Origin of the sequence: Acinetobacter sp. WU_MDCI_Abxe161, assembly GCF_025514355.1 — a bacterium.
Lineage (GTDB): Bacteria > Pseudomonadota > Gammaproteobacteria > Pseudomonadales > Moraxellaceae > Acinetobacter > Acinetobacter pittii_E.
In genome coordinates, this window is sequence record NZ_JAHPTU010000004.1 from 93,005 (window position 1) to 104,306 (window position 11,302).

The following is an 11,302-nucleotide window of genomic DNA, read 5'->3' on the forward strand; positions in this document are numbered from 1 at the left end:
TTATATGATTGTCCGTGATAAAAGCAATGTATTTAAATTATTATTTGCTTGGAAAGGAACAATTTTGCCGAAGGTTCTGCCTGCGCTGAGCATTGTTATTCTGATCTCAGCGTTTGTTGTTTTTCTTTCTTATTATCATTGGATTCAAATCCCTACCGTACCTGCAATTGGTTTTACGATTTTCGGTGTGATCCTGTCAATTTGTACGGGTTTTAGAAATAGCGCGTGTTATGACCGATGGTGGGAAGGCCGCAAACTTTGGGGTGCGCTAATTGCCAATGCCAGACATATCGTTAGAGATAGCCATGTTCTATCGAATGAGCAACGTGAACATTTAATTCATCAGGTCTTAATTTTTAGTAATTTATTGCGTGATCGACTGCGTCAACAAACAGTTGAACCCACTAAATTTCTTGAACATGCCTATTTAACTAACTCTTCACTTAATTATTTAAACGAGCATATTAATGCACCACAATTTGTACTTGAAAACATTCAAAAAGATTTAGTTAAAATACTCAAAGATGGTGAAATTAGTGACATTATCTATAGCACCTTAAATCGACATATTGTTGAGCTAGGCAATATCCAAGCAGGTTGTGACCGAATTGCTGGGACACCTTTACCCTATTCATATTCAGTACTTTTGCACCGTGCCGTTTACTGCTTCTGTTTCATATTACCATTTAGCCTTGAAGCAGCTTTGGGCATCTGGACACCGCTTATTGTCGGCTTAATCGCTTATATGTTTTTAGGTTTAGACGCCTTAAGTGCTCAAATTGAAGAACCTTTTGGTTTGCAAGAAAATGATTTACCGCTTGATTCAATTGTACGCTTGATTGAGCGAGAGTCTCTAAGCTCTTTAGGACAGCCATTACCGCCTATTATTGAAGCCCAAGACAACAATTTACTTTAATAAAAAAAGAGCGATGATTCGCTCTTTTTTTATAGGTTTAAGTATCTATTTAGGGCTGTACGATAATCTTAACTGCTGACTCATTGTTATGAATTAAGGTTTCAAAACCTTGTGAAATCAAATCATCAAGTTGAATACGCTGGGTAATAAAAGGTTCAAGATTTATTTTACCTTCTTCAACCAGTTTAATCGTTTCTTGATGGTCATTCACATAGGCAATCGTACCGCGTACATCAAGCTCTTTCATCACCACACTATGCACATTAATTGATGCTGGGTGGCTCCAAATCGAAACAATAACGATAACGCCTGTTGGTTTGACTGCTGCAACCAAAGTATCTAAAACTTTGTTAACGCTACTACATTCAAACGCGACATCGACGCCATCGCCATTAGTAATTTTCATGACCTCAGAAACAACATCAATTTCTGAAGGGTCTAAAATATAATCTGCGACTCCCGACTCTTTGGCTTTTTCTTTACGTTTTGCACTTAGCTCGGTAATGATGACCTTAAGACCTTTCGCTTTTAAAATTGCTGAAAGCAACAAACCTATTGGGCCCGCACCACCTACCAGTGCAATATCACCAGCCTTTGCACCACTACGCACATAGGCATGATGACCTACTGATAACGGTTCAATTAAGGCCGCCTGATCTAGTGGAATTTTATTGGAAATTGGATGCACCCAACGGCGTTTAACCGCAATTTTTTCGGATAAACCACCACCACGCCCACCTAAACCAATAAAGTTCATATTTTTGGAAAGATGATAATTATCGCCCGGTCCAGTCGGCACATCATCGGCCACAATATAAGGCTCTACTACGACATGTTGACCAATTTCAATGTCATCAACACCTTCACCAACAGCATAGACCACACCTGAAAACTCATGTCCCATGGTAATCGGTGCTGATTCGCCTGAAATAGGATGTGGATGTCCACACGGTGGAATAAAAATCGGCCCTTCCATAAACTCATGTAAATCTGTACCACAAATTCCACACCAAGCTACCTCAATGCCTACGGTGCCGGCAGTGACTTCTGGTTCAGGGATATCTTCAATACGAATATCACCTCTGTCATAAAAACGCGCTGCTTTCATTATTATCTCCCTCAAATCAGGATGTTGTTTTAGCGATAGACAATGCCACCGTCCGTTAAAATGGATTGACCCGTAATATAGTCCGAATCTTTACTTGCCAGAAAAGCAACTAAAGCGGCTACATCATCTGGTGTTTGGGCTCTACCTAAAGCAATACCTTCCACATATTTTTTATAAGTTTCACCTATAGCGGCACCGGTAATTTCAGCAAAACGTTTATCGATTTCAACCCACATGTCCGTTCCGACAATTCCGGGGCAATATCCATTTACCGTAATACCGTGACTGGCATATTCTTTTGCAGCAGCTTGGGTAAGTGCTCGTACTGCAAATTTGGTTGCCGAATAAATACCGAGTAAAGCAAACCCGTCGTGGCCCGCAATTGAGCAGGCATTAATGATTTTACCTTTATGTTGGCGTTGCTTAAATTTTGCAGCTGCAGTCTGTATGCCCCACAGTACGCCACCAATATTGATATCAACAATTTTTTGAAATTCATCAGGTGTGATATCTGCAATCGCTTGAACTTGTGCAATTCCAGCATTATTAATCATGACATCAAATCCACCAAGGGCCTGCTCAGCATGATTTATAGCAGCGTACACTTGCTCGCGGTCACTGACATCAGCAATAAATGTGCTCGCATTTACACCTAAAGCCTGAATTTCCTGCTGCACATCATTCAATCGATCTTGTTTCATATCGACTAATGCAATATGTACCCCTTCTTGCGCCAAGCGCAGGGCAATCCCACGGCCAATGCCTTGAGCTGCCCCTGTGACTAAAGCAACTTTATTTTTTAATCCCTTAACCATGTTCAACTCCTGTAAATGCAGAATTTCTACATATGAATCGCTCGTTGCATTGAAGCCAGAATGGACTCATGCATGGCTTCTGATAATGTTGGATGCGGGAAAATCACTTGAGCTAAACTTTCATCAGTTGCTTCTAGATATTTAGCAATTGCAAAGCCTTGAATGTGCTCGGTCACTTCATGGCCTACCATATGTGCACCAAGTAGTTCGCCCGTCTCTGCATGTATCACCGTTTTAACGAAACCTAACGCATCTCCAATTGCCAAAGCTTTGCCATTCGCAGTTAAAGAAAACTTGCCGGTTCGTATAGGTAAATTCTTAGCTTTTGCTGCATTTTCAGTTAAACCAATACTCGCCACTTGTGGATGAGTAAAAATACAACCTGGGATCTGGCTACGATCGAGCGAATGGACGTTTGCTACACCAGCAATTTTCTCGACACATATCATGGCTTCATGGCTTGCTTTGTGGGCAAGACACGGTGCTCCAGCAACATCCCCAATGGCATATAGCCCTGCTACATTAGTTTTACAATAGTCATCAATTGCCACAAAACCTTGTGGATTGAGTTCCACACCTAAACGTTCTAGCCCTAGCCCCGTAGTATTGGGCTGTACACCAATTGCTGAAAGTACACGGTCAAAAACAAGCGTTTGAACATCATTTGCCGTTTCAACTACACAGTGAACTTGACCATTTTCAATTTGAATGCTTTGAACAACAGCATCGGTTAAGACTTTCATACCTTTTTGTTCAAATTGTTTTCTGACAAATTGGGCAACTTCCGCATCTTCAGTTGGTAAAATCTGCTTGGCTAAATCAATAAGCGTGACCTGACAACCCAAGTCTTGATAAAGGCTAGCAAACTCACTACCAATTGCACCTGAACCTACAACCAGTAAACTTTTCGGCAACTGATCTGGAACAAGAGCCTCTTTATAGCTCCACACGTACGTTCCATCGACAGGAAGCTGGGGAACATGTCGAGCTTTAGCTCCAGTTGCCAAAATGATATGTGGTGCACTCAAAGCCTGACTTTTACCTTGAGCATCGGTCACTTCAATTTTTTCTTTCGCCGTAAGCTGAGCACGACCATTAAACACAGTCACCTGATTCTTTTTAAGCAAGTAATCAATGCCTTGTACTAACTGAGCTGATACTTGGCGGCTATGCTGCACAAGCTTTTGAATATCAAAATCGAGTTGAGAAACTTGAAAACCAAACTGTCCAGCCTGTTTAAACTGAGTTGCAAGCTCTGCCCCTGCAAGCAAAGCTTTAGTTGGAATACAGCCCCAGTTTAGGCAAATTCCGCCTAAATGTTGTTCTTCTACAATTGCGGTTTTTAACCCGAGCTGGGCTGCACGAATTGCAGCCACATACCCACCCGGTCCCGCGCCAATCACAATTAAATCAAATTGAGCTTCTGACATGCGGGTTCTCCTACACCAAAATTAAAGCAGGGTTTTCAACAAACTGCTTAAAGCTGGCCAAGAATTTCGCCCCAACTGCACCATCAATGACTCGGTGATCGCATGACAATGTCGCTGTGACAATCTCACGAACCACTACATTGCCATTTTCAACAACAGCGCGAGATTCAGAAGCACCTAATGCCATAATTGCACCTTGCGGTGGGTTAATAATGGCATCGAACTGTTTAATGCCTAACATTCCTAAATTTGAAATGCTAAAGCTGCCGCCTTGAAACTCATCAGGTTGTAACTTGCCAGTCTTGGCACGCGTTGCCAAATCACGCATGTCATCGGAAATCTGTGCCAACGATTTTTGATTCGCCGCTTTCACAATGGGTGTAATTAAACCGTTTGGAATTGCCACAGCTACTGAAATATCTGCTTGAGAGAACTGTAAAATTGATTGAGTCGCCTCATCAAATTGAACATTCACCTCAGGTACTTTAATGAGTGCTGCTGCAGCTGCCTTAATTAACATGTCATTAATAGAGAGCTTCACCTGTGGCACAGTTTCATTAATTTGCTTACGTAGTTTTTGCATAGCTTCTACGTTTAGATCGACTACTAGGCGGAAATGCGGTGCATTACGTTTAGCAGCCTGTAACCGTGAAGCAATCGCTTTACGCATACCATTCATCGCCACAGTTGTAACTGTCGACTGTGGCTGAGCAACAGCACATTGAGCAGATTTTTCATTTACCGACGTTGGGTTGTTACGATAATAAACTGCTTCAACATCTTCTTTACAAACCCGGCCACGAGTACCTGAAACACGGCAGTCATTTAAATTAATGCCCCATTGTTTTGCTAAACGACGTGCTACAGGCGTCGCTGAAACTCGGCTATCGTCGGCAGTAGATTTAACTACTTTAGCTTGAGTTTGCTGTTTAACGTCAGGCCACTGACCTCCAGCAGCCTGCACAGCTTTCTGGATGTCTTGAACACTAATACGTCCTTCACGGCCAGAACCTGTGACTTTCGCTAAATTCACATTATGCTTTTCAGCAAGTTTTAACGCATGCGGTGTTGTAAACAACTCATCAGATGTTTGATAACCTTGTAATGACTCGGGTACAGCGTAGTCACCTTTAGCAGCCTTTACTGGAACTGGAGCACTTGCAGCTACAGACTGTGGTTGTTCTGCTTTTTCAGCAACAGGTGCAGATGTTTCCGCTTTACTCTGTTCCGAAGATGCTTCAGGGGCTTTAGCTGCTGAACCACCTAGTGATGCAATAAACGTTTCAATTTCTGCATCAGAAACTTCACTTTCAGCACATACCGCAATAAGCCCACCGACCGGTAAAGTCTCACCATCTTTTGCTAAAATTTTACGGAGCGTTCCTGCAAAAGGCGCTTCTAATACATTGACGATTTTTGTGGTTTCAATTTCACAAATTTCATCACCTTTATTAAAGCTATCACCTTCTTTAATCAACCATTGGGCAATCGTGCCTTCTTCCATGGATAAACCCCATTTCGGGATCTCCAGCGTTTTAATTTCGCTCATCCTAAGCCTCCAATGTTTTTCGCACAGCTTGCTCAATACGCTCTACACTTGGAATCCATTCTTTTTCTAAAACCGGAGAGAATGGAACAGGCGTATGTGGTGGCGTTACGAGTTCAACAGGTGCTTTTAAATAGTGGAAACCTTTTTGTGCGATCAGTGCAGCAACATCATGCCCAAAGCCACAGCGTGCCGCTGATTCATCCACAATAACCACACGTCCAGTCGATGCAACAGACTCTAAAATTCCTTCTTCATCCAGAGGTGAAATTGTACGTGGGTCTACCACTTCAACTGAAATGCCATCTTTTGCCAATTTATCCGCTACTTCATTGGCACGGTGAACCATTAACCCTAAAGCAATAATGGTCACATCTGTCCCTTCACGGGTGTAATTTGCTACACCAAAAGGAATAGTATAGGCATCATCTGGAACTTCACCTTTAATGTCATAAAGCATTTTATGCTCACAGAACACCACAGGGTCGTCATCACGAATAGCCTGAATTAATAGCCCTTTCACATCATATGGGCTAGATGGAACTACAACTTTTAAGCCTGGAACCGCAGCAAATACGTTATATGGAGACTGAGAATGCTGAGCTGCCGCAGAAAAACCTGCACCAATCATGCCACGTACAACCATTGGCGCTTTTGCTTTTCCGCCGAACATATAACGGAACTTAGCGGCTTGGTTATAGAGCATGTCATGACACACGCCATAGAAATCCATAAACATTAAGTCAGCAACAGGACGTAAACCTGTAGCCGCAGCACCCGCGGCCATACCAATAATCGCTGATTCGGTAATTGGAGTATCAATCACACGTTCTGAACCAAATTCCGTCCATAAACCTTTGGTTACACCAAGTACCCCACCGAAGCCTTCAAGCTCGTTCTCTTCGGTATTTTTGCCACCATGGCCGCCACGCACATCTTCGCCAACCACAAAAACAGTTGGGTCACGGCGCATTTCTGATTCAATGGCTTCTTTAATCGCATTACGAAAACTTTTATTTGGCATCTTTACTATTCCTTTAGTAAGAGACATAGACGTCAGTAAGGAGTTGTTCTGGTTGTGGGTATGCCGCAGCACGAGCTTTAGCAACGGCATCATCAACATTTGCTTTAGATGCTGCATCAATCTCGTCTAGTTTGGCTTCATCAATTTTGCCTTTGACCTTTTCTCGGAAAATTTTCAAAGGATCTTTATTTTCTTTGATGAATTCGACTTCTTCTTTAGAGCGAATCAAGCCCGGGTCACCTTCAAAGTGGCCATAAAAGCGGTTCGTAATGGTTTCAATCACACTTGGGCCTTCACCACGGCGTGCACGTTCAATAGCAGTTTGGGCCGCTTCATAAACTGCAAAGAAATCGGTACCATCAACTTTAACTGCTGGTAAACCAAAACCAGCTGCACGACCAGCAATATCCTTACTTCCTACCGCGTAATCATGGCCCGTTCCTTCACCAAAACCGTTATTTTCGAAAACAAAAATTACTGGAAGTTTAAGAACTACAGCCATGTTCATTGCTTCAAAGGTCAGGCCTTGGTTTGAACCGCCATCACCTGTAAAAGACAGTCCAACGCCACCAGTTTTTAAGGTTTTTGCTGTCAACGCTGCACCAATTGCTAATGGAGGCCCGCCGCCCACAATTCCGTTGGCACCGAGCATACCTTTATCTAAATCGGCAATATGCATAGAACCGCCTTTTCCACGGCACAGTCCGTCATCTTTACCGAAAATTTCCAGCATCATGGCGTGAATGTCACAACCTTTTGCAATACAGTGCCCATGTCCACGATGGGTTGAAGTGATATAGTCTTTGTCGGTTAGGTTTTCACAAATACCAACGGCAACAGCTTCTTCTCCACTGTATAGGTGAATAAAACCTGGAATATCACCATTGGTATTTTCTTCGTGAAGTCGATCCTCAAATTCACGAATATCACGCATGCGTTTATATGCTGCGAGTAATTGCTCTTCCGTTAATTGCATATCCTTTTCCTTTATTATCTTGATTTTAAAAGTTCAACCAAGTTTCAAGCGAAAATCTAATTCGCTATAAATACTTAAATCTAAAATCAAGAATTAATCTATTAGACTAAAAATTTTTTATTTAAAATAAACTTAATTAATTTTTTAATTTCAAAAACTTAACCCATAAAAATAATTTAAAAAAATTTTTATAATTTTCATTGACTTAAAAAACAAACCTTTAACCAACCTTTCTTATTTTATAATACTCGCCACACCCTGTGTATTTAATTAATTGCGACTTATTAATATGATTTAAATAAGTTGTTAAATTAAAAAACAGGAGTTTAAATAATTTTCAAACAAAATGGAATTATTAATATGGATTTTAAAAGACAAGCAGAAACTGGTATTAAATTAAGAGGAGCAGATAAAGTCGCTCGCATTCCTATTAAAATTTTACCTACAGAAGAGTTACCCACTAAACCGGATTGGATTAGAGCAAAAATAACCGATTTTGAAGAAATCAAACGGATAAAAAATTTGCTGCGCCAACAAAAGTTGCATAGCGTTTGCGAAGAAGCAGCCTGTCCAAACTTACCCGAATGTTTTGGTGGAGGTACAGCTACATTTATGATTATGGGAGACATCTGTACTAGACGCTGCCCTTTTTGTGATGTCGCTCATGGTCGCCCAAAAGCTTTAGACGAAGATGAACCTAAACACTTGGCAGAAACAGTCGCAAACCTAAACTTAAAGTATGTCGTGATTACCTCTGTTGACCGCGACGATCTACATGACGGTGGAGCTGCACATTTTGTAAAATGTATTGAAGAGATCAGAAAGCGTTGTCCAGAGACATTAATTGAGATTTTAGTACCAGATTTTCGTGGACGTTTAGAAACAGCGCTTTCAACTTTGAGTTTATCTCCACCAGATGTGTTTAATCATAATATTGAGACAGTGCCTCGTTTATATAAAGCGATGCGCCCTGGGTCAGACTATCAACATTCACTAGAGCTGCTAAAACGCTTTAAAGCATATTGTCCCGATATCAAAACCAAATCTGGTCTAATGGTTGGGTTAGGAGAAATTGAGGCAGAAGTACTTGCTCTACTTAATGACTTAAAAGATTATCAAGTAGATCTTGTCACGATTGGTCAATATCTTCAGCCTTCAAAATCACATGCACCTATTCATCGGTTTGTAAATTTACAAGAATTTGAACGATATACTCGACATGGTAAACGATTAGGTTTTAAAAATATCTGGAGTGCACCGATGGTCCGTTCTAGCTATTTTGCCGATCGACAATATTTTGGAGAAGCAGCACCAAAACCTTTCAGCCGACAAGATGTCTTATCGTAAGGAATAGGCAATTAACAAAACTTATCCAATAGGCTAATGGTCAAGACCTATAAAATTATTTAAGGTAAGGAGATAACTAGGAAATAGTCACAATAAAAAAGTTATAACAGTTGAGCGGCTACGGATACGCCATTTCAATGATAAAGGAATTTCGATATGGATATGTCAGAACAATTATCATCGCCTTTTATAGACACTACTCCGTCCTTATTTCGGCCGGAATCTTCATCCCATTCTCAAAAATTAGGAAAAAAACCATCTCTTGACCTTGATGCAGCCCCTATTTTTGATCTTAATGAAGAATGGGAACATTCATTATTTGGTCGTTCGATTCATGAGTGTCATCGCAATTTAATGCATATTGCCGAAGATGCCGATATGGCAATTGGTGTGACTGATCCTCATGGTACTCTACTTTGGACATGGAGTAGCCATCCAATGCGCTCATCAGCCGAGCAAGTACACTTTGTTGAAGGTGGTCAGTGGTCTACTCAGGCTGTAGGACATAATGCAATTGGATTAGCATTGAATACTCACTCACCGAACTGCGTTTACTCACATGAAAATCAGATGAATAGTGTCAGGGATTGGGTGTGTTATGCCGCACCGATTACCGACACACATACTGGTCAATTTTATGGGATTATGAATTTATCGACTAAATCTCATAAGCATAATTCTCTTGGTCTTTTAGCCGTTGAAAGATGTGCAGATATTGTGAAGCAAGCAATTCAGCTACATCAAAAAAATATTTTGTATATTAAGGCCTTTGGAACGCCCAAAGTTCAATATAACCAACACAGCCTTACATTGACTCAACGCCAGATTGAAATTCTATGTATTCTAACCCTCTGTCCCGAAGGGATTAATCTTGAAGAACTTCACTATGCGTTATACGGTGACCGGCCTGTAAGTACCACCACGTTAAAAGCAGAACTTTCTCAACTTAGAAATTTAATTCCAGATGTCATTGAGTCACGGCCTTATCGACTTAACTGTGAAATACAATGTGATTTTTTAATGGCAGAACAAGCATTAAATCTTGGTTTCACATCGACCACCCTTACACTCTATAGAGGAAGTTTTTTATCTAAATCAGAAAGTCCATTTTTATGTGCATGGAGAGATTGCTTTGATGCTCGCTTGAGTCATGTGATTTATCAAATTGAAGATATTGACCAACTATTACGAGTAGTCAGCCGTGTTCCGGACCGTGTAGATGCCGTTGAACGTTTGCTTGAATTATTACCCGAAGAAACACCTTATCGAACTAAGCTTTTAAAATTGCTTGAATAAAATAAAAGGGAGAATATCCATACGATATTCTCCCTTTTTTAAGTGAGATCAAGCAGAAGCCTGAAGCTGTACCTTATAGCAATCGTCTAGGGCTAATTCATAATACCGCAGCCCTTCTTCGGCAGCATGAAATGCTTTTTGCTGCCAGTCAGGACGGTCATTACATAAGCGCTTAATCAACTCCATAGCTTCATATGGATGAAGATCATCATAATGGGCATGAGCGCGCAGCCAAGCTAAAGAACGTTTATCAATCGTGACTTCAGGATGATTAGTATAGGTATGAATACCTTTATACACCTGAATTGACCAATCTCCAGTTGCCCATTCAATCGCCAAATTTGTTGCAGCAAGACATTCTGCCAAATTTCCACGATAACTCATATTCCATAGAAAATGGTTTACCGCATTCATTGCAGCCGGTGGGCGTACATGATCAAGCTCATCGACAGTTAAGCCAAAACCTCCAGCCCAATCGCGATACCATTTTAAGTGTCGCTCTTCTACCTTGATATTTTGGATTAACCAATCTCTTGCTTCTGTAACTCCAGGCTCAGAAAAACCTGTTGCTTTGCCTAATGCTCCAGCCATATACGACGGGAAATGGGCAACTAATGGATAGAAATTAAGTAAAGCATAACGGAAACTATCTAGGCTCAATCCCCCATTGGCCATTTCCGTAAAAAACGGATGTTTACTCACCCGTTCTTTCGCTGGTAACAGGTCGTCCCAGAACCGTTGTGACCATTCATTATGCGGTGTAATTTCTAAATTCATTCCATATTGATTTAGAGCAGTCATTGCTAATTTTCCTATTTATATGACAGCAATCATCTGTATTTCA

The 11,302-nt window shown here is 41.0% G+C and carries 10 protein-coding genes; 3 read left to right on the forward strand and 7 right to left on the reverse strand.

Going from position 1 to position 11,302, the window contains the following annotated elements; genetic code table 11:
• The first annotated feature begins 4 nt into the window (after positions 1-4).
• Positions 5-916, forward strand: coding sequence for a bestrophin family protein (locus KTI78_RS05790; RefSeq protein ID WP_057106728.1), 912 nt, complete (start codon positions 5-7; stop codon positions 914-916).
• A gap of 49 nt (positions 917-965) precedes the next feature.
• Here the strand turns inward: KTI78_RS05790 and KTI78_RS05795 are convergent, their stop codons facing one another.
• From KTI78_RS05795 to KTI78_RS05820, 6 genes are read right to left on the reverse strand one after another with little or no spacing between them, the layout of a single operon-like run.
• On the reverse strand, positions 966-2,024 hold the full coding sequence (locus KTI78_RS05795) for a 2,3-butanediol dehydrogenase (RefSeq protein ID WP_262445506.1): 1,059 nt from the start codon (positions 2,022-2,024) through the stop codon (positions 966-968).
• 29 nt (positions 2,025-2,053) lie between these two features.
• The gene (locus tag KTI78_RS05800) at positions 2,054-2,839 is read right to left on the reverse strand and encodes an acetoin reductase (protein ID WP_262445507.1); all 786 of its coding nucleotides are present in this window, start codon (positions 2,837-2,839) and stop codon (positions 2,054-2,056) included.
• 26 nt (positions 2,840-2,865) lie between these two features.
• On the reverse strand, positions 2,866-4,269 hold the full coding sequence (lpdA, locus tag KTI78_RS05805) for a dihydrolipoyl dehydrogenase (protein WP_262445508.1): 1,404 nt from the start codon (positions 4,267-4,269) through the stop codon (positions 2,866-2,868).
• 10 nt (positions 4,270-4,279) lie between these two features.
• Positions 4,280-5,818 (reverse strand): 2-oxo acid dehydrogenase subunit E2, encoded by a 1,539-nt coding sequence (locus KTI78_RS05810; RefSeq protein WP_262445509.1) that lies wholly within the window; start codon positions 5,816-5,818, stop codon positions 4,280-4,282.
• Between the two features lies 1 nt (position 5,819).
• Positions 5,820-6,839, reverse strand: a complete 1,020-nt coding sequence (locus KTI78_RS05815) for an alpha-ketoacid dehydrogenase subunit beta (RefSeq protein ID WP_001133051.1) — start codon at positions 6,837-6,839, stop codon at positions 5,820-5,822.
• A gap of 13 nt (positions 6,840-6,852) precedes the next feature.
• The gene (locus KTI78_RS05820) at positions 6,853-7,815 is read right to left on the reverse strand and encodes a thiamine pyrophosphate-dependent dehydrogenase E1 component subunit alpha (RefSeq protein ID WP_031948248.1); all 963 of its coding nucleotides are present in this window, start codon (positions 7,813-7,815) and stop codon (positions 6,853-6,855) included.
• A gap of 360 nt (positions 7,816-8,175) precedes the next feature.
• Between KTI78_RS05820 and lipA the strand changes: the two genes are divergently transcribed.
• Both lipA and KTI78_RS05830 read left to right on the forward strand, forming a co-directional pair.
• Positions 8,176-9,162, forward strand: coding sequence for a lipoyl synthase (gene lipA, locus KTI78_RS05825; protein WP_016141104.1), 987 nt, complete (start codon positions 8,176-8,178; stop codon positions 9,160-9,162).
• 156 nt (positions 9,163-9,318) lie between these two features.
• The gene (locus KTI78_RS05830; protein ID WP_262445510.1) at positions 9,319-10,458 is read left to right on the forward strand and encodes a transcriptional regulator; all 1,140 of its coding nucleotides are present in this window, start codon (positions 9,319-9,321) and stop codon (positions 10,456-10,458) included.
• A gap of 48 nt (positions 10,459-10,506) precedes the next feature.
• On the opposite strand, the gene KTI78_RS05835 is transcribed toward KTI78_RS05830, so the two are convergent.
• Entirely contained in the window at positions 10,507-11,259 is a 753-nt protein-coding gene (locus KTI78_RS05835) for a TenA family transcriptional regulator (protein ID WP_016141106.1), read from the reverse strand.
• Positions 11,260-11,302: the final 43 nt, after the last annotated feature.

Bases quoted from the DNA above. Each gene is read 5' to 3' on its own strand.
- KTI78_RS05800 (WP_262445507.1), bottom strand. From the start codon at position 2,839: ATGGTTAAGGGATTAAAAAATAAAGTTGCTTTAGTCACAGGGGCAGCT.
- KTI78_RS05810 (WP_262445509.1), bottom strand. From the start codon at position 5,818: ATGAGCGAAATTAAAACGCTGGAGATCCCGAAATGGGGTTTATCCATG.
- KTI78_RS05835 (WP_016141106.1), bottom strand. From the start codon at position 11,259: ATGACTGCTCTAAATCAATATGGAATGAATTTAGAAATTACACCGCAT.
- lpdA (WP_262445508.1), bottom strand. From the start codon at position 4,269: ATGTCAGAAGCTCAATTTGATTTAATTGTGATTGGCGCGGGACCGGGT.
- KTI78_RS05820 (WP_031948248.1), bottom strand. From the start codon at position 7,815: ATGCAATTAACGGAAGAGCAATTACTCGCAGCATATAAACGCATGCGT.
- KTI78_RS05815 (WP_001133051.1), bottom strand. From the start codon at position 6,839: ATGCCAAATAAAAGTTTTCGTAATGCGATTAAAGAAGCCATTGAATCA.
- KTI78_RS05830 (WP_262445510.1), top strand. From the start codon at position 9,319: ATGGATATGTCAGAACAATTATCATCGCCTTTTATAGACACTACTCCG.
- KTI78_RS05795 (WP_262445506.1), bottom strand. From the start codon at position 2,024: ATGAAAGCAGCGCGTTTTTATGACAGAGGTGATATTCGTATTGAAGAT.
- KTI78_RS05790 (WP_057106728.1), top strand. From the start codon at position 5: ATGATTGTCCGTGATAAAAGCAATGTATTTAAATTATTATTTGCTTGG.
- lipA (WP_016141104.1), top strand. From the start codon at position 8,176: ATGGATTTTAAAAGACAAGCAGAAACTGGTATTAAATTAAGAGGAGCA.